The organism is Tenacibaculum halocynthiae (genome assembly GCF_964512825.1).
Classification (GTDB): domain Bacteria; phylum Bacteroidota; class Bacteroidia; order Flavobacteriales; family Flavobacteriaceae; genus Polaribacter; species Polaribacter halocynthiae.
Map to the genome: position 1 here is coordinate 163,930 of NZ_CAZELG010000028.1, position 19,221 is coordinate 183,150.

The following is a 19,221-nucleotide window of genomic DNA, read 5'->3' on the forward strand; positions in this document are numbered from 1 at the left end:
TAAAATTTGCAAATTATCAATTTGTAATAAAATTTTATAAAAAAACCTATTTCAGTTTTGAAATAGGTTTTTTTATAATAATGATTCCTTTAATGTTTTATACCTTGTTCTACCTACAGGTAGGATATCATTGTTTTTTAACTCAATAGAGTATTTGCTTCCTGACTGTATTATTATTTCCTTAATCTCTATAATTTTAACCAAATAAGATTTATGAATGCGGTAAAAGGTTTGAGGTAATAGTTGAGAAAGTTTTTCTAAAGATTTATCATGTAGCTCTTTTTCTCCATTTGTTAGGTAAACCTCAGTGTATACACCTGCTCCCTTTATGTAGATTACTTCATTAATATTAATTAACTGAATCCCATTTCTTTTTTTTATTGCTAAAAACTGTAAATTTTCAGTAGTAACCCCTTCTTTTTTAATAATTCTATTAAAAGCTTGATCTAACCTAGATTTATTGAACGGTTTAGGTATAAAATCTAATACTCCGTATTCAAAAGCAGTTAAAGCTTCATGTTTATTTGCAGAAATAATAATTGTATGAAAATCTTCTGATACACTATTTTTTAAGATGTTAAATCCACTTTCACCGTTTAAATTCAAATCAAGTAAAACTAAATCAAGTTTGTTTTTTTTGATATAGTCTAGTCCTTCAGGTAATGAGTACAAACAAGTTATATTTTCTAAAGCATTTAAAAAGAATTCTTTGGTCATACGTTCAATTCTTTTTGCAATTCTTGACTCATCTTCAATAATTAAAATTCTCATATGTTGTTTATTTTAATTACATTTTCCCAACCATTATTTATAGAGTTAGAGGTAAACTCCCATGATTGACCATAGCTTTCAGTTAATCTTGCTTTTACATATTTAAACCCTGTACCTCCAGTCTTATTTTTAATTTTATTTCGTACTTCTCCATAGGTTATAAATGTATATATTAAATTTTCATTAGTTGATTTTACACTTAATTTAAATTTCATAGTATTGTTATTTAAAGGAGAGCAGTGTGTAATTCCATTCTCAAGAAGTGTGTGAATAACTGCAGGAGGAATGGTTTGGTTTTTATCATTTAATACGCCTTCATCTTCCCAAATATAATCGACTTCTTTTCTATATTTCATAATATTTAAATGACTTTTACATAGCTTTATTTCTTGTGATATAGGAATTAATTTTTCATTTTCAACTTGATTTAATACATCAAATTCTTCTGCTAGTGCTTCAATAAATTCCACACCTTTTTCAGGAGATTCTTCTACCCAATCTATTAAAGATGTTAATGTATTCATTAAAAAGTGAGGTTGAATATTCTTTTTAAGTAATTCATATTTCAATCGTGTAGACTCAGCTATTGAATACTCAAAGGCTACTCTTTGATCTTTTAGTTTTACAGACAATAAATAAAACATACATAAAGAAATGATACTAAAACTAACAAATAAACTAACATCATAAATTGAAATTTTATAAATGATAAAACTTAATATCAAACCTATTAAAATAATAATAGCACTTTTTTGCTTTTTATAGATAGCATAAGAAATTATCATAGTTGAAGATAGCCACATCATCTGTGATAGAAAAAGAGCTGTTAAATCAAATGAATGAGAATAAAACCTATAGATTAACAATAAGAAAATAGCATACACTACTATAAGTTTTTTAAAATGTTTGAAAGGAAACTGAATAGAAAAATAATAAGGAACCAAAAAAGAAATTAATAAGGTTAAGACACCAATTACTTTTAAACGAAGTATGAAACTTGAATAATGTATAGGTATGTAAAACTTAATATATTCCATAATAATTAGGAGAAAAAACAAAAGACTAGATAAACTGAATAGCAACATTGTATATTGTTTTTTATCATTAATGAATAAAAAAAGATAGTAAATACAAGTAAGCAAAAATGCTCCTGCTAAAATGTTTATATAAATAGTATCTTTTAATTTATATGTTATTAGGTAATCATATTCTAATATATACGTATAAACATTTCGTGTATCTTTTTTTTCATAAAGTTGAGACATTCTTAAGGCTATAGAATGATTACCTTTATTAAGTAAGCTATTGGGTATAATAAAACTTTCATTGGTTGTCCCTATTTTTTCTCTTTTAAGTTCACTTCCAGGCACCCCATTTCTACCAATAAAAATTCCATCCCAATAAACTTCGTAGGCACCAAAAGAATGAATACCTAAACCAATTACCTGAAGAGAATCTGGAGATTTTGTGATATTAATTTCTTTTCTAGCCCAAAATATTTTATCCTTTTTTGGAATTATCTTTTGTGTACTCCATTCGCTGTCATCATAATTTTTTTTAGCCCATAAACTATTGTCTCCAATTTTAAATAAAGTTTCTGAGACATCTGTCATAATATATCTACTATCATTTTTTGTATGATAGCATGAGCTAAAAAGAAGAAAGATAATTATGTAAAGTGCTTTTTTCATCTGACATATTTCTTACTGTAAAAATATAGTAAATAAAGGTGTTTTTAGAGTAGTTGACAAAACAATAGAGCAGTTTACATAAGAATATAAAAAAGAAGTAGGTAAAGTATTGAATTTTGAAGAAAATTAAAATATTCAAGTTATGAAGTTACTTATTACGTCTTTAAGTTTTTTGTTTATTAGTTTTTCAATTTATGCTCAAAAAAATACCGGCATAGGACAAATATCAGGTATAATAACAGACAGTATAAATGAACCTTTACCCTATGCTACAGTTGTATTAAAAAATATTAAAAAAGAAATTATTGAAGGAACTGTAACTGAAGAAAGAGGAAATTTTGTTTTTACTAAATTAAATAAAGGTGAGTATTTTTTAGAAATTCAATATATAGGTTTCATTTCTATAGAAAAATCAATAAAAATTTTTGATAATAAAAAAAGCATTGATCTAGGTAGTATTGCACTGAAAGAAGACTCTAAGACATTAGAAGAGGTTATTGTAAAAGGAGAAGCGTCTGAAGTTTCTTTAAAATTGGGTAAAAAAGTATTTAGGGTAGGTAAAGACATTACTACACAAGGAGGAGTTGCAACAGATGTTCTTAATAATGTGCCTTCCGTTAATGTAAGCCCTAATGGTACTATAAGTTTACGAGGAAATTCAAATGTTCAAATTTTAATTAATGGAAGAAGATCAGGTTTAACTCAGGCGCAAGCATTAGAGCAGTTATCTGCAGATGTTATAGAAAAAATAGAGGTAATAACAAATCCTTCAGCAAAGTATGATGCTTCAGGAGGAGCTGGTATTATTAATATAATTCTAAAGAAAAATAGAAAATCAGGTTTAAATGGTCAGGTACGGTTGGTAGCAGGAATTCCAGATGATTATAGAGCTTTAGGAAATGTGAATTTTAAAACTAAAAAGTTTAATTTTTTTACAAACTTAGGAATTCGTTATACAAATTATGAAGGAGATTATTCAAAAAAGCAGGAAACAATAAAAAATGGAGTTACAACATATTTAACTCAAAATGAAGATGAAAATAGACATGATGATGGGAAGTTATTTTATTTTGGAACCGATTATTATTTAAATGCACAGAACACCATAACTCTAGCTTATTACAGGAATGAAACTGAAGATACTGATACAACATCATTAGATTATGATATTTCAACATCTATGAATATTAAAAACTCAATTTTCACCCTTGGAAATTCAAAAGAAAAAAGAGATTATAATCAATTAGAAGCCAATTACACTAAAGAATTCGATTCGAGTAACACTAAATTCACTATAGATTTTCAATACGACTTTTGGAACAGTAATAAAATTTGGAATTTGGAAACTGAACAAACCTATCCAATAAAAGCTCCAATAGCAACAATTCAAACTAGTGGTATAACAAATACTGATGATATTACCATTCAAACTGATTACACAACTACTACTGGAAAAAAAGGGCATTTAGAGTTTGGAGGAAAGTATGAAAACAGAAAAATTGTAAATGAATTTTTAGCTGAAGAATTAAAAAATGGAAGTTTTGAAATTATTAATGGGATCAATAATAAATTAAATTATAAAGAGAAGATAATTGCAGCTTACACTCAATATAATACTAAAATTAATAAATTTAATTTTCAATTCGGTTTGCGTTTAGAAGCAACAAAAGTATCTATAGGTAGTGAAATTAAACAATTAAATTTAAAAAATAATTATACGAATTTATTTCCTTCAGCAACTATTGGGTATGAGTTTAAAAATAACTTATCAGGGCAACTTAGTTATAGTAAAAGAATTAGAAGACCTTCTTTGTGGCAATTAAATCCCTTTTTGGAGTTAAAAGATTTTACAGCACGCTTTACTGGTAATCCTTTGTTACAACCAAGTTATACAGATTCATTTGAGCTATCTTTTAACTATAGAAAAAAGAAATTTAGATTGAGTCCATCTCTTTATTATTCTGATACAAAAGATGTTTTTCAGTATGAAACTGTTGAAGATTCTCAAGGTGTATTTGTTCAATCTCCAATTAATTTAGAAAATGAAAAACGCTATGGTTTTGAGCTTTCTGGGTCATATAATCCATTAAAGTGGTTACGCTTTTCGGGAGATTTTAATGCTTATAATTATAAACAAACAGGAATTATAAATTCTTCAGATGCAACTATTTCTGATAAAACTTGGTTTGTAAATCTTTCAACAAGTATACAAATACCAAAAGGGGTAAGGCTACAAACAAGAATGTATCATATTGGAAAAAGAGTAAATGTACAAACTACTACATTACCAATAACTTATATGAACTTTGCAGTTAGTAAAAGTTTATTTAAAAATAATGGTAATCTTATATTAAATATTTCAAATCCATTTAATAGTAGTAAGGTTAGAGAAAATATTGTAGGAAGTAATTATAAAATAAATCAAATAAGAAATAGAAATGCTCAGAGATTTAGTCTAAGTTTTGTTTATAAATTTAATCAAAAACCTTCAGACAAAAATAGAAGTGCTAATAGAAGCAATAGGAATTAAAATAATATTAATTTCTATATTATTGAGTCCATAAAATTAATTTTTGTGGACTTTTTTTGATGCTAAAAGAACATAACTATAAATTACAAATATTTCAGAAATTAGAAATATTTGTTTATGAGTATATTATCTTATAAGATAAAAAAAACGTTGTTTTATAAGAAGAAGTAATTATAAAAATGACAGTGAAAATTTTATATTTGTAGTAGAAATCGATGTTAAATCTACTCCATTTAAAAAAATGAGAGTTCTTAAAACAAGCAGATGTTATCATATGATACATACATTAAAAAAATAAAAATGAATTTTAAAAGTAAACGAACAACCCTGTTATTAATTATTTTAATTTTTATTCCTTTAATAAGTTTTGCTCATGGTGTAGATGATAAAACACAGATATTTTTATTAAATAATAAAGGAATAGCATTTGGTCCTTTTCTCTATATAGGAGCTAAACATATGGTTACAGGTTATGACCATTTACTTTTTTTAATTGGAGTGATATTTTTTTTGTACAAAACAAAAGAAATTATAACTTACATTACTTTTTTTACTATAGGACATAGTATAACACTTCTTACAGGGGTTTTAGCTAGCATTAATATCAATATATTTTTGATAGATGCAATTATTGCATTGTCAATAATTTATAAGGGATTTGATAACCTAGGAGGTTTTAAAACCTTTATAGGAAAACAACCTAATACTAAAAAAGCAGTATTAATTTTTGGTTTATTTCATGGTTTTGGATTAGCTTCTAAATTACAAGAGTTTGAGTTTGATAAAGATGGCCTTTTTGTAAACTTATTAGGGTTTAATCTAGGAGTAGAAGTAGGTCAATTTTTAGCTTTAGGTTTTGTTTTATTGTGTATTTCTTTTTGGAGACAATATGATAGTTATCTAAAATTTTCTAAAACTACTAATGTACTTTTAATGGCAGCTGGATTTTTATTATTAGGGTATCAATTAACAGGATATTTAACTTCTTAAAATACAAGTATGACAACAAACAATCAATCTTTAAACAGTAAAAAAAAGATATTAAAATCACTAATTCTAGCTTTCTTTATTGCGAGTATAGTACTCTTAGTAGCTGTTTTACCAGCTGAGTATGGCATTGACCCTTTAGGAACAGGAAAACTATTTGGCTTTAGTAAGTTACACAAAAAAGAAGTTGAAATGAATACTACTTCTTCTTCAAGTTTAAATTTTAATAAGATAACACTTGATGATGTAGGTTCTAGTTCTGATATAATAAAACCTATCGAAGCAAATAATGCTCCTCCTGAAAAGCAATTGCCAAAAAGAGAAGATGTTATTAAAGTTATAGTTCCAGCAAAGAAAGGTATAGAGTACAAAGTTAAAATGCTAAAATATGGAAGTATGAAATATGAATGGTCAACAACTGATCAAATTGTTTTTACTGATTTTCATGGAGAAGTAAAACAAGATAATCCCCCAAAAGATGTCTTTTATGAAAGTTATACAATAGCATACTCTAACAATATGGGAGGTACTTTAACAGCTCCTTTTGAAGGAAAACACGGTTGGTATTTTAAAAACCTTATTGACAATGATGTTGTTGTTGTTGTTAAATTGAAAGGAGAATATAAATTGTTCAATTAATAAAAACTTATAGAGAATAAGGTTAAATACATAAAAAAGAGAGCTCAATTGAGCTCTCTTTTCAGTAAATATAAAATTAGTTTCTATTTTTTTCCAAATAAGCCACCTAGTAAACCACCTAACAGTCCTCCACCAGAAGATTTTTGTTGATTACCACCACCTAATACCATTCCAGCAACATCATCAATTACACTACCATCACCATCAGCATCTAATATTTTTTCTAGGAAGCTTTGTTCTTTTTGAGTTGAGTTTCCTCCTAATAAACCACCAAGTAAACCTCCTAAATCACCAGAGTTACTAACTCCATTTTGGCGAGATTGTTTACCTAAAACACCCATTAAAATAGGGGCAGCTACTTTTAAAATATTAGCAACAGATCCAGAATCTATTCCTGCTTTTTGGCCAATAACTTGTTCAACACCTTGTTGTTTATTCCCTAAGATATGACCTAGTATATTACCACCATCTTGAACTACATTTTTATCAACACCACCATTAAATAAATCACCAAGATTATCTAAAATACTTCCATCATGTTTTTTCGTAATGGCACCCATTAAACCTTCAGCTCCTTCAGGAGTTGACGCATTTCGTTGCATTGCTTTCATTAAAACTGGTAATGCCATAGTTAAAACACTACTAGTTTTATTAGTGTCTTGTCCTGTAGATCCAGCAACACCTGATATAATTGTTTTACCTAAGTCACTGCCTAATAAGTCTAAAATACCTGCCATTTCTTGTTTGATTTATTTAAAATGTTAAAAATTGTTTCTATATACTGAGACACAAGATACAAATTTAAAGTCACACTTTTTTTAAATAATTATTTATACTTTTAGCATCTAGAATAAATAACTTAAACTTATATGAAAAAATTAGCGCTACATTGGCAAATCTTAATAGGTATGCTTTTAGGAATTCTTTTCGGATTTTTAGCATTACAATTAGGATGGAACAATTTTGTGTCTGATTGGATAAAGCCTCTCGGAACTATTTTTGTAAAACTATTAAAATTAATAGCTGTTCCATTAATAGTAGCATCTCTTATTAAAGGTATATCTGATTTAAAAGATATTTCTAAGTTTAAAAATATAGGAGTTAGAACAATTATAATTTATATAGGTACAACTGTAGCAGCAATTACTATAGGTTTAGTTTTAGTTAATGTAATTGAGCCTGGTGATGGTATCTCACAAGAAACAGTTGATAAATTAACAAATACATATGCTAAAAGCTCAAGTATTACTGCAAAAATAACTGAAGCAGGAAAGCAAAAGAATAGTGGTCCATTACAATTTGTTGTAGATATGGTGCCTGATAATGCTATGAAAGCTATGGGTAATAATAAAGCAATGCTTCAAGTTATCTTTTTTACTATCTTTTTAGGTATATCTATGTTATTGATAGGAGAGAAGAAAGCAAAACCATTAAAAGATTTTTTTGATAGTTTAAATGATGCGATTCTTAAAATGGTAGATTTAATTATGTTAATATCACCATTTGCTGTTTTTGCGTTATTAGCAAATGTAGTAGTTACTTCAGGTGACCCAGATATATTATTAGCATTATTAAAATATGCAGGTGTAGTAGTATTTGGATTATTAATAATGATTGTTTTCTACTGTGTTTTAGTTAGTGTGTATACGAAGAAAAGCCCATTGTGGTTTTTAAAACAATTGAGTCCTGCTCAATTATTAGCTTTTTCAACAAGTTCAAGTGCAGCAACATTACCAGTTACTATGGAACGTGTTGAAGAACATATAGGAGTAGATAAAGAGGTATCTAGTTTTGTATTACCAGTTGGGGCAACTATTAATATGGATGGAACAAGTTTATATCAAGCTGTTGCAGCTGTATTTGTTATGCAAGTATTGTGGCCAGAAGGATTAGGATTTGCAAATCAAATGTCTATTGTATTAACAGCTTTATTAGCCTCAATAGGAAGTGCTGCAGTTCCAGGTGCAGGTATGGTAATGCTAGTTATAGTATTAGAATCTATAGGATTTCCAAAAGATTTATATCCAGTAGCTTTAGCATTGATTTTTGCAGTTGACAGGCCTTTAGATATGTTACGTACAACAATAAACGTAACTGGTGATGCAACAGTTTCTATGATTGTAGCTAAATCTGTTGGAAAGTTAGGTGATCCGAAACCAAAAAATTGGGATGATCATTATGAACAAGTTAAGTAATTATAATTAATATATAACATTACAAGTTAATCAAAATGAATATATGCTTTTTAATGTATTCTTGGGAAGAAATAGATCCTGAGAAAGACTCAACTTTAACACTAATACATGAATGTGTGAAAAGAGGGCATGGAGTAGCAATTTGTACACCCTCAAATTTAACTATACGTAATAGTGTTACAAATGCATTTTGTTCAATTATTAATAGACTAGAAAAAGTACCATCAAGTATAAAGTCATTTTATAAAAAAGTTACACTTAGAGAGGAAATGCTTCCCTTAGCTGGCTTTGATGCTATTTTCATGAGAGGAAATCCACCTTTAGATCCTTTAATGCTAAATTTTCTTGATTCTGTTAAAGATGATGTCTTTATAATTAATTCTGTAGAAGGAATGCGGGAAGCTAATAATAAGTTGTATACTGCAGTTTTTGAAGATCCAAATAATGAAATAATACCTGTTACTCATGTATCTAAAAACAAAGATTATTTAATTAAAATGATTGAAGAATCACCTTGCGATAAAATGATTTTAAAACCTTTAAATGGTTATGGTGGTTCTGGAGTTATTTTAATAGAAAAATCGGCAATGAGTAATATTAATTCGTTACTTGATTTTTATATATACAAAAGTGATGGATCTTCTGATTATGTAATACTTCAAGATTATATTGAAGGAGCTGATAAAGGGGATGTAAGAATATTATTACTTAATGGAAAACCTATAGGTTCAATGAAACGGATTCCTGGTGATAAAGATCATCGTTCTAATATTACAGCAGGTGGAAGGGTAGAAAAACATAAACTTACGGCAGCAGAAAAAGTTTTATGTAATAAAATAGGTCCAAAACTGGTAAAAGACGGATTGTATTTTGTAGGTATTGATGTAATTGGAGGTAAACTTGTAGAGGTTAATGTAATGAGCCCAGGAGGTATTACCTACATAAATAAAGTGTCAAAAGTAAAAATTCAAGAAAAAGTAATTGACTTTTTAGAAAGTAAAGTGTTAGAAAAAAATGCATCATTCAGAAGAATGACAGATTTAAAGCGTAGAGTAGATGAAGCTTAAAATTAATCAGCCTATAGTAGAGGTTGAATGGTTACAAAATAATTTTACCGCTGAAAATTTAATAATTTTAGACGCAACAATTAAAAAAGTTACAACTAAAAATAAGATGATAGATCAAAAAAAACAGATTGTAAATGCTGTTTTTTTTGATCTTAAAAATGTATTCTTAAAAAAAGAAGCTAAATACCCTAATACCTTACCTTCTGAAGAAAATTTTGAAAAAGAGGTTCGTAAACTTGGGATAAATAATAATAGTTGTATTGTGGTTTATGACGATATAGGAATGTATTCATCTCCTAGAGTTTGGTGGCTGTTTAAAACTTTTGGTTTTAACAATATAACTGTTTTAAATGGTGGTTTACCAGCTTGGAAAAAAGCTGGTTTAATAACAGAAAAACCTAAAGAAAGAGAATTTTTTATTGGAGATTTTCAAGCCAATTTTCAACCAGATAAAGTTAGTTATACTGAAGAAGTTTTAGAAGCCTCAGTAAATAATAAAAAATTTATTTTAGATGCTCGTTCGAAAGGTAGATTTGAAGCTAATGAACCTGAACCTAGAGCAGATTTAAGAGGGGGACATATACCAACATCATATAGTTTACCATATACAGAGGTACAAAAGAATGGTAAAATGAAAAGTAAAGATGAACTTAAAGTTCTTTTTGCTAAAAAAAATAATAATGATTTTCCAATAATTTTTACTTGTGGTTCAGGAATAACTGCTTGTATATTAGCTTTGGCTGCAGATATAGCAGAAATTAAAAATTATACTATATATGATGGTTCATGGACGGAATGGGCTAGTAGATTAGAGTTACCTATTGAAAAATAATAATGATTATGAGTTGGACTAAAGAAGAGTTTAGAACCTATGTGCTATTGTTTGTAGCCCATTGTAACTATATAGAAACAAAAGAAGAAAGCGAATATATAATTTCAACTATTAATGAGGATTTATATAATAAAATTCATACTGAAATAGTAATGGATGCTGATGAAGAAGTCAAATTGCTGAAGGTACGTGAATATTTAGAAGATAATAGTTACTCTGAAAATGATAAAAAATTACTACTTGAAGATATTAAGAAAGTAATTTTTGCAGATGGAACTGTTGATGTATTAGAAAAGAAGGCATATGCTTTTTTAAAGAAAATTTTAAATTGATGGAAAAGTTAACCATTGAACAAATAGTTTTAAAAATTGAATCTGAAGATGTTTTTGAAGCGGTTTGTAGTGATTATTCTTTTACACTAAAAATAGATAAATATGTTCCTTATGTTTGTGGTGCTGTTCATGATGGTCATCAATTCAGAAAAGAATTATGGAATAATTGTTTGCATACCGAATATGAACGTTGGTATGAAGAAGATCCAGCAACAAAGCAAATGATTCAATCACATCCTATTGTAATTGCAGGATTAGACTCACGGTTTGAATACGACTTAAATAGAACTCCAGAAACAGCTATTTATTCAGATGCTTGGGGAAAAGAATTATGGAAAGAACCATTACAAGAAGAATTGAAAGTTAAAAGTTTAATAAAACACATGAACTTTTATAAAATAGTAGGTGTTTTAATTTCAAAAATTGAAAATAAATTTGGAACTTGTATAGTTTATGATATGCATTCATATAACTGGAAAAGATGGGATAGAGAAGTACCTACATGGAATTTAGGGACTTTAAATATTAATAATAAAAAGTTTATTGATGAAATAGAATCATGGAGAACTATTTTAGAGAAAATGCCGTTGCCAAATGGTATAAAATCAACAGCTAAAATAAATGATACATTTCAGGGTAATGGATATTTTTTAAAATATATTACTCAAAATTTCAAAAACACATTGGTTTTAGCTACCGAGATAGCTAAAATTTATTGTGACGAGTTAGAGCAAATAATGTATCCAGAAGTAGTTTTAGCTGTAGAAAAATATTTAGAAGTAGGCTTAAAAAAACATGCAGAAGCTTTTTATCTAAAATACAAATAATAAAATACAAAACCTTTTAAAGGAGCCTTACAATTAATCATATGCAAGTAGCAAGTACAGCACTTTTTAAAATAGATAAGAAAATAGATAAACTTGTTAAGAAAATAGAACTTTTAAATTATGTAAATCCAATAAATATAGAAGAAGAGAAAAAACGTTTTTTTAAATCTAAATATTTAACTGACCCAGTTTTTAAATATCCAAAAAGAGATTTTGATAAATTTAAAATTCATCAAAAATTTTTCACACAGCCTTTAGAATCTATAGAAAATGAGCAGATTAGAGATTTATATGAAGATATTATTTATTTCTATTCAGGTATAGTAAGATGTATTGAAACTGTAGGAAAAGGTAAAAGGTTTTATTATAATAGTTTACATTCTTTTGGAACACCTACAGAGCAAGATGTTGAAAATGCAAAATTTATATTACATTTTGAAGAAGAAAACAAAAAAGATAAAATATTTAAACCAAAGTATACATCAGAAGAAGCTACATCTATTTTTAAAGAATATGCTAACCGATATGATTTCTCATTCAATATAAAAGAATCTTCAGCCATGGGAGCAATAGCTATGGTTTTAAATAATATTCAAACTTTAGTGTTAAATAGTAATCATAGATTCTCAAAAAATGAAATGGGAATTCTAACCAATCATGAAATAGGTGTACATATGGTTACAACTATGAATGGTTTATTACACAAATTAAAAATATTTTCACATGGCTTTCCTAATAATGAAGAAACTCAAGAAGGTTTAGCAGTATTTAGTGAATACATGTCTGGTAATTTAACCATAAAACGATTAAAAGAACTAGCTTATAGAGTTATAGCTGTAGATAGTTTAGCTAAAGGGTATTCTTTTTCAAGAACATTTAGAATGTTACATAATACATATGATTTGGGAAAAGAACAAGCTTTTTATATTACAACAAGAGTGCATCGAGGAGGAGGATTGACAAAAGATTATTTATATTTAACTGGATTAAAAAAAATATACGATTATTATAAGTCAGGAAAAGACCTAAATTTGTTAATAACAGGGAAAGTTTCTTTAGAGTATTTAGAAGATATTAAATATTTAATAAAAAACAAATATGCAGTGCCTCCTATACATATAACAGATGCTTACGCAGAAAACTTAAATACAAATAAAACTCTAGATTTTATTCTTGAAAACTTAAAATAATAATTATAATAACTTTTTAACATCCTGTTTTAAAAAAGTAACCACCATTTCTGTAGGGTTTTCTTCCTTGCTATAATCAATTAAAACATTTTCACGTAAATCTTTTGAGGTTTCTGAGCTTTCTGCAACTTTTCTTAATTTAGCTATGATTGCTAATTTAGAAGTTAACACAGCTTTCCAACTATTATCTGAAATATAAAGTTGTTGAACTAAATTGTGTTCAAACTCCTGTTCAATACTTGCTATGAGCAATTGTAAATAATCTTCGGTTTTATTCCCAATAGGATTAACACGAACTAATAATTTTGTAGGATTTATACGCTCACAAAACAATAACATTCTTTCGTAAGCTTGTAATTTTATAGGTAAGCTTTCTTTTTTCTTTTGAATTAAAGCATTAAATTTCTTCTCGTTATTATCTTGCTTAATAAAAGCACTTAAAATAAAATAAGCAACTCCTCCTGTTACTAATGCAGGCAAAGCATATGCCAGTCCTTCAATAATTTTATCTTCCATCTTAAAATATAGATTCTATGAAACGCTAATATACAAGTCTTCTTTAAAAACCAAATATAAAAATATAAAAATAGGATCAGAAAAAACATCTAAAAAAGTAAATAATAGACTGTGAATAAAAAAATGCCAACATATTTTATAAAACCTAAAAGAATGGTTAATTTTCCGTTTTTAAATTCTTTCAATTTATATTTCTTTGAACACTTATTTAGAGCAACTTAACGAACCACAAAGAGCAGCCGTTTTACAAAAAGATGGCCCAATGATAATTATTGCAGGAGCAGGGTCTGGTAAAACACGTGTGTTAACCTTTCGGATTGCACATTTAATGCAAGGAGGTGTCGATTCTTTTAACATTTTATCACTAACATTTACAAATAAGGCAGCTCGTGAAATGAAAGAGCGTATTGGTAGTGTTGTAGGATACAGTGAAGCGAAAAACTTATGGATGGGAACATTTCACTCTGTTTTTGCGCGTATTTTAAGGTCTGAGTCTGATAAACTTGGATACCCTTCAAATTTTACAATTTACGATTCTCAAGATTCAGTACGTTTAATAACTGCAATTATTAAAGAAATGAACTTGGATAAAGACCGATACAAGCCAAAGCAAATATTAGGTAGAATATCATCATTTAAAAATAGTTTGATTACTGTTAGAGCTTATTTTAATAATTCAGATTTACAAGAAGCAGACTTACAGGCAAGCAGACCAAAAGTAGGGGAGATATATAAAGAATACGTTGATAGGTGTTTTAAGTCTGGAGCAATGGACTTTGATGATTTACTATTAAGAACGAATGAGTTATTAGCGCGTTTTCCAGAAGTGTTAGCTAAATATCAAGATCGTTTTAGATATATTATGGTTGATGAGTATCAAGATACCAATCATTCGCAATATTTAATAGTAAGAGCATTAGCAGACCGTTTTCAAAATATATGTGTTGTTGGTGATGATTCACAAAGTATTTATAGTTTCCGTGGTGCTAACATCAATAACATTTTGAATTTTCAAAAAGATTATCCAGATGTTAAAACGTTTAAATTAGAACAAAATTATCGGTCTACAAATAATATTGTAGAAGCTGCAAATAGTGTTATTGATAAAAATAAAACGAAGCTAGATAAAGAGGTATGGACAGCAAATGATCCCGGAGAAAGTATTAAAATCATGCGAACTATTTCTGATGGAGAGGAAGGAAGATTTGTAGCTCAATCTATCTGGGAAAATCAAATGAATCATCAATTAACAAACAATGATTTTGCAATTTTATATAGAACCAATGCTCAGTCAAGAGCAATGGAAGATGCTTTAAGAAAGAAAGATATTAAGTATAAAATTTATGGAGGTATTTCATTTTATCAACGTAAAGAAATTAAAGATTTATTATCTTATTTACGCATACTAATAAATCCAAATGATGAAGAAGCTTTAAAAAGAATTATTAATTACCCTGCACGTGGTATTGGTGCTACAACTCTTGATAAATTAGCAATAGCTGCTAATCATTATAAAAAGTCAATTTTTGACATTATTAAGCATATTGACAAAATAGATATTAAAATAAATTCTGGAACAAAAACAAAGTTGCAAAATTTTATAAATATGATGCAACGATTGCAAATTGAAGCACAAACTAAAAATGCATTTGAAATGGCAGATTTAGTAGTGAAACAAACGCAATTAGTTAAAGATTTACAAAAAGACGGTACACCTGAAGGTGTTAATAAAGTTGAAAATGTTCAAGAATTATTAAATGGTATTAAGGATTTTATAACAGATAAAATTGAAACCGGAGAAGATGCATCACTTACTTCATTTTTAGAAGATGTAGCTTTAGCAACTGATTTTGATAGTGAAAAAGATGATACACCTAGAGTCTCATTAATGACTATACATTTATCTAAAGGTTTAGAGTACCCTTATGTTTATATAGTTGGTTTAGAAGAAAGTTTATTTCCTTCAGCCATGAGTATGAATACACGAAATGAATTAGAAGAAGAAAGACGCTTGTTTTATGTAGCACTTACAAGAGCTGAAAAAGTAGCTTATTTAACTTATGCACAAACACGTTATAGATGGGGTAAACTTACTGATGGTGAACCAAGTCGTTTTTTAGAAGAAATTGATGAAAAGTATGTTGAATATCTGGCACCAAAAGTACCTGAACCTTCAGCGAATAGATTTATAGATGCAAGTTTATTTGGAGATGAAGATTCATCTAAAAAAATTAGATTTCAAAAACCAATTCAAAAGAAGAGAAAAGAATTTTTAGCTAAGAAGGAAAAAGCAACAATGGTACCTCCGAAAAGTAAAATGAAAAAGGTGTCAGAAGCTACTTCAAAAACTAATTTGTTTGATGGTGAAATTGTAGTTGGAAATATTGTTGAACATAACCGTTTTGGAACTGGTAAAGTACTGGCATTAGACGGTAAAGGACCCAATAAAAAAGCCGAGATTGAGTTTGGAACTGTAGGTAAAAAGAAATTATTATTACAATTCGCAAAATTAAAAGTAATAGGATAAGTTATTCATAATAATTACTTATTTTGCATACATATAAAAATAGAGAAATGACGTTTGATTTAGAATATAATTCAGGGAGAACTACTTTAATTATTCCAGAATATGGAAGACATATACAAAAATTAGTCAATCATTGTATTGAACTTGAAGAAAAAGAAGAAAGAAATAAAATGGCGAAGGCCATTATACATGTAATGGGAAATTTACAACCTCATTTACGTGATGTTCCTGATTTTAAACATAAATTATGGGATCAGTTACATATTATGGCTGATTTTAAATTGGATGTAGATTCTCCTTATGAAACCCCATCAAAAGAAGAGTTAACTGAAAAGCCAACAAAACTAGATTACCCAAAATCGGCATCAAAATATCGTTTTTATGGAAATAATATCCAAACAATGATAGATGTAGCTTTAACTTGGGAAGATGGAGATATGAAAGAAGCTTTAATTTTTACCATAGCTAATCATATGAAAAAATGTTATTTAAACTGGAATAAAGATACTGTTGAGGATGGAGTAATATTGGATCATTTATATGATTTATCTGATGGTAAACTAGATATAAGAAATACTGAAGAGAGCTTATCTGAAAGTAAAAACTTACTTCGTAAAAGAAATAATCAAGGTCACCATAAAAATAACACAAAAACAAAATCTAATAACAACAACAAATACAGAAAAAAATAAATGGCATCATTTAAAATTGAAGGAGGTCAAAAATTAAACGGAACAATTACGCCTCAAGGAGCAAAAAATGAAGCTTTACAAGTTATTTGTGCTGTTTTATTAACTTCAGAAAAAGTAATAATTAATAATATTCCTGATATTCTTGATGTAAATAAGCTTATTTTTATTTTAGGTGAATTAGGAGTAAAAGTAGAAAAATTATCGGCAAATTCATATAGTTTTCAAGCAGATGCCATTAATTTAGAATACCTAGAAAGTGCAGAATTCAAAAGAGATGGAAGTTCTTTAAGAGGATCAATTATGATTGTTGGGCCATTATTAGCTCGTTTTGGAAAAGGATATATACCAAGACCAGGAGGTGATAAAATAGGGCGTCGTCGTTTAGATACTCACTTTGAAGGGTTTATTAATTTAGGGGCTAAATTTCGTTATAACAGAGAAGAGTATTTTTACGGTGTAGAAACAGATACAGGTTTAGAAGGTACTGATATGTTACTAGATGAAGCCTCAGTAACAGGAACTGCAAACATTATTATGGCTGCAGTTTTAGCTAAAGGAAGATCTACTATTTATAATGCAGCTTGTGAGCCATATATTCAACAGTTATCAAAAATGTTGAATAGCATGGGAGCAAAAATTTCAGGAGTTGGATCTAATTTATTAATTATTGATGGTGTTAAAGAGTTAAATGGTTGTGAACATACTATTTTACCTGATATGATTGAAATAGGAAGTTGGATTGGTATGGCAGTAATGACTAGATCTGAACTTACTATAAAGAACGTGAGTTGGGCTAATTTAGGTCAAATACCAAATGTATTTAGAAAACTAGGAATTACTCTTGAGAAAAAAGGAGATGATATTTATATTCCTGAACAAGAGAATTATGAAATTCAAAATTATATAGATGGTTCTGTTTTAACTGTAGCAGATGCTCCATGGCCTGGATTTACTCCAGATTTATTGAGTATCGTATTGGTTGTTGCTACTCAAGCTAAAGGAACTGTATTAATTCATCAGAAAATGTTTGAGAGTCGATTGTTTTTTGTTGATAAGTTGATTGATATGGGCGCTAAAGTTATTTTATGTGATCCTCATAGAGCAACTGTTATTGGTCATAATTTTCAAAGCCAGTTAAAAGCAACTAAAATGACTTCACCAGATATTAGAGCTGGAATATCATTGCTAATAGCAGCTTTATCAGCTAAAGGAACCAGTATTATTCATAATATTGAACAAATTGATAGGGGGTATGAAAATATAGAAGAACGATTAAGAGCAATAGGTGCAAAAATCGAAAGAATAGAAGATTAATTAATAAACAATTATTTTTTTAAATAAAAAACCAGCTACATATAGTAGCTGGTTTTCTTTTTTTGTGTAATCTTTAATAATTACATTTCTTCGTTACAAGTATATACCTGTGGACAAGCAATAATATTATGACAATAGAAAGGACCAGTAACTCTTCCAGCGCAATCGCAACCACATTTTTTAGGATCTTCAAGCGAGATACCTCCTGTAAAGTTTTTTTGTTCTTTCTTAGTTAAAATTGAAACTCCAGTAATACTTAATAAATTTTTCTTCATAATTAATGAGGGACTTAAATGTTTATAATTTTTATTTTAAACTGCTATAAAAGTATAGATTAAATATGTTAAAAAAAAGGTAAATTCATATTTGATGTGTTAAAATTATAAAAATTACTTTTAGTTAAATAAAACACATGGTGTCATTATGACATTATTTTTTTATTGGCAGTATTCTTGTTTAAGTAAATTAAGAATATAAAAGAAAAGATTTACAATGAGTAAAGATCAATATACCAAAGAAGATGAATTAAAAGATGCTATTGATAATTCTGAGCTAGAAGGAAATCAAGAAGAAGCTAAGGGAAATGTTGAAGTTGAGGCAAAAGAAGAGCCTTCAGCTGAGCAATTAATTCAAATAGAAAAAGATAAATATTTACGTTTATTTGCAGAGTTTGAGAATTATAAAAAAAGAACTTCCAAAGAACGTATAGAGTTGTTTAAAACAGCAAATCAAGAAGTAATGACAGCTTTACTGCCAATTATGGATGATTTTGATAGAGGATTGGTAGAGATTAAAAAAAGTGAAGATTCTGAATTGTTTACAGGGATTGAACTTATTAGTAATAAGTTAAAAAACACTTTAACTCAAAAAGGGTTAACAGCTATAGAGGTAAAAGCAGGAGATGATTTTGATTCTGAAATCCATGATGCTATTACACAAATACCAGCTCCAACAGAAGATTTAAAAGGTAAAATCATAGACTGTGTAGAAAAGGGGTATAAATTAGGAGATAAAATTATCCGTCACCCGAAAGTGGTTATGGGTCAAGCATAAACAATTAATAATTCAATTAATAATTACCAACTGCTATTGTTAATTGTTAATGGTCAAT

Annotated in this window: 18 protein-coding genes; 13 read left to right on the forward strand and 5 right to left on the reverse strand. The window is 28.1% G+C overall.

From position 1 onward, the window contains the following. Positions 1 to 72: 72 nt before the first annotated feature. Both ACKTTQ_RS10000 and ACKTTQ_RS10005 read right to left on the reverse strand, forming a co-directional pair. The gene (locus ACKTTQ_RS10000; RefSeq protein ID WP_408049107.1) at positions 73 to 771 is read right to left on the reverse strand and encodes a LytR/AlgR family response regulator transcription factor; all 699 of its coding nucleotides are present in this window, start codon (positions 769 to 771) and stop codon (positions 73 to 75) included. Continuing rightward, on the reverse strand, positions 768 to 2,462 hold the full coding sequence (locus ACKTTQ_RS10005) for a histidine kinase (RefSeq protein ID WP_408049108.1): 1,695 nt from the start codon (positions 2,460 to 2,462) through the stop codon (positions 768 to 770). The genes ACKTTQ_RS10000 and ACKTTQ_RS10005 overlap by 4 nt, the downstream gene beginning before the upstream one ends. 142 nt (positions 2,463 to 2,604) lie before the next feature. On the opposite strand from ACKTTQ_RS10005, the gene ACKTTQ_RS10010 reads away from it, so the two are divergent. The 3 genes from ACKTTQ_RS10010 (at position 2,605) to ACKTTQ_RS10020 (ending at position 6,618) form a co-directional block, all read left to right on the forward strand. Continuing rightward, complete coding sequence (locus ACKTTQ_RS10010; protein WP_408049109.1) at positions 2,605 to 4,992, forward strand: TonB-dependent receptor domain-containing protein; 2,388 nt, start codon at positions 2,605 to 2,607, stop codon at positions 4,990 to 4,992. A 300-nt stretch (positions 4,993 to 5,292) separates the two neighbouring features. Further along, complete coding sequence (locus tag ACKTTQ_RS10015; RefSeq protein WP_408049110.1) at positions 5,293 to 5,982, forward strand: HupE/UreJ family protein; 690 nt, start codon at positions 5,293 to 5,295, stop codon at positions 5,980 to 5,982. A gap of 9 nt (positions 5,983 to 5,991) precedes the next feature. Continuing rightward, the gene (locus ACKTTQ_RS10020; protein WP_408049111.1) at positions 5,992 to 6,618 is read left to right on the forward strand and encodes a hypothetical protein; all 627 of its coding nucleotides are present in this window, start codon (positions 5,992 to 5,994) and stop codon (positions 6,616 to 6,618) included. A gap of 83 nt (positions 6,619 to 6,701) precedes the next feature. Here ACKTTQ_RS10020 and ACKTTQ_RS10025 read toward each other — a convergent pair whose 3' ends face one another. After that, positions 6,702 to 7,355 carry a DUF937 domain-containing protein gene (locus tag ACKTTQ_RS10025; RefSeq protein WP_093871262.1) on the reverse strand — a complete coding sequence of 218 codons (654 nt, stop codon included), beginning with the start codon at positions 7,353 to 7,355 and terminating at the stop codon, positions 6,702 to 6,704. A gap of 132 nt (positions 7,356 to 7,487) precedes the next feature. Between ACKTTQ_RS10025 and ACKTTQ_RS10030 the strand changes: the two genes are divergently transcribed. From ACKTTQ_RS10030 to ACKTTQ_RS10055, 6 genes are read left to right on the forward strand one after another with little or no spacing between them, the layout of a single operon-like run. Then, positions 7,488 to 8,813 carry a dicarboxylate/amino acid:cation symporter gene (locus ACKTTQ_RS10030; protein ID WP_093871261.1) on the forward strand — a complete coding sequence of 442 codons (1,326 nt, stop codon included), beginning with the start codon at positions 7,488 to 7,490 and terminating at the stop codon, positions 8,811 to 8,813. Between the two features lie 35 nt (positions 8,814 to 8,848). Then, positions 8,849 to 9,880 (forward strand): glutathione synthase, encoded by a 1,032-nt coding sequence (gene gshB / locus ACKTTQ_RS10035; protein WP_093871260.1) that lies wholly within the window; start codon positions 8,849 to 8,851, stop codon positions 9,878 to 9,880. Next, entirely contained in the window at positions 9,870 to 10,712 is an 843-nt protein-coding gene (locus ACKTTQ_RS10040) for a sulfurtransferase (protein WP_408049112.1), read from the forward strand. The genes gshB and ACKTTQ_RS10040 overlap by 11 nt, the downstream gene beginning before the upstream one ends. A gap of 8 nt (positions 10,713 to 10,720) precedes the next feature. After that, positions 10,721 to 11,044 carry a hypothetical protein gene (locus ACKTTQ_RS10045; RefSeq protein ID WP_408049113.1) on the forward strand — a complete coding sequence of 108 codons (324 nt, stop codon included), beginning with the start codon at positions 10,721 to 10,723 and terminating at the stop codon, positions 11,042 to 11,044. Beyond that, positions 11,044 to 11,871, forward strand: a complete 828-nt coding sequence (locus tag ACKTTQ_RS10050) for an N-formylglutamate amidohydrolase (protein ID WP_093871257.1) — start codon at positions 11,044 to 11,046, stop codon at positions 11,869 to 11,871. The genes ACKTTQ_RS10045 and ACKTTQ_RS10050 overlap by 1 nt, the downstream gene beginning before the upstream one ends. Before the next feature lie 41 nt (positions 11,872 to 11,912). Then, a complete protein-coding gene (locus ACKTTQ_RS10055) occupies positions 11,913 to 13,061 on the forward strand; it encodes a flavohemoglobin expression-modulating QEGLA motif protein (protein WP_093871256.1) in 1,149 nt (382 codons plus the stop codon). A gap of 3 nt (positions 13,062 to 13,064) precedes the next feature. Here ACKTTQ_RS10055 and ACKTTQ_RS10060 read toward each other — a convergent pair whose 3' ends face one another. Beyond that, on the reverse strand, positions 13,065 to 13,577 hold the full coding sequence (locus ACKTTQ_RS10060; protein ID WP_093871255.1) for a DUF7935 family protein: 513 nt from the start codon (positions 13,575 to 13,577) through the stop codon (positions 13,065 to 13,067). Positions 13,578 to 13,773: 196 nt separating this feature from the next. On the opposite strand from ACKTTQ_RS10060, the gene ACKTTQ_RS10065 reads away from it, so the two are divergent. The 3 genes from ACKTTQ_RS10065 to murA are packed head-to-tail and all read left to right on the forward strand — an operon-like array spanning position 13,774 to position 18,110. Continuing rightward, positions 13,774 to 16,104, forward strand: a complete 2,331-nt coding sequence (locus ACKTTQ_RS10065) for an ATP-dependent helicase (protein WP_093871254.1) — start codon at positions 13,774 to 13,776, stop codon at positions 16,102 to 16,104. Positions 16,105 to 16,151: 47 nt separating this feature from the next. After that, the gene (locus ACKTTQ_RS10070; protein WP_093871253.1) at positions 16,152 to 16,796 is read left to right on the forward strand and encodes a DUF4290 domain-containing protein; all 645 of its coding nucleotides are present in this window, start codon (positions 16,152 to 16,154) and stop codon (positions 16,794 to 16,796) included. Continuing rightward, positions 16,797 to 18,110 (forward strand): UDP-N-acetylglucosamine 1-carboxyvinyltransferase, encoded by a 1,314-nt coding sequence (gene murA / locus ACKTTQ_RS10075; RefSeq protein ID WP_408049114.1) that lies wholly within the window; start codon positions 16,797 to 16,799, stop codon positions 18,108 to 18,110. A gap of 80 nt (positions 18,111 to 18,190) precedes the next feature. Here murA and ACKTTQ_RS10080 read toward each other — a convergent pair whose 3' ends face one another. Then, positions 18,191 to 18,385 carry a hypothetical protein gene (locus ACKTTQ_RS10080; RefSeq protein ID WP_093871251.1) on the reverse strand — a complete coding sequence of 65 codons (195 nt, stop codon included), beginning with the start codon at positions 18,383 to 18,385 and terminating at the stop codon, positions 18,191 to 18,193. Positions 18,386 to 18,602: 217 nt separating this feature from the next. Between ACKTTQ_RS10080 and ACKTTQ_RS10085 the strand changes: the two genes are divergently transcribed. Then, positions 18,603 to 19,163 (forward strand): nucleotide exchange factor GrpE, encoded by a 561-nt coding sequence (locus ACKTTQ_RS10085; protein WP_113787194.1) that lies wholly within the window; start codon positions 18,603 to 18,605, stop codon positions 19,161 to 19,163. Positions 19,164 to 19,221: the final 58 nt, after the last annotated feature.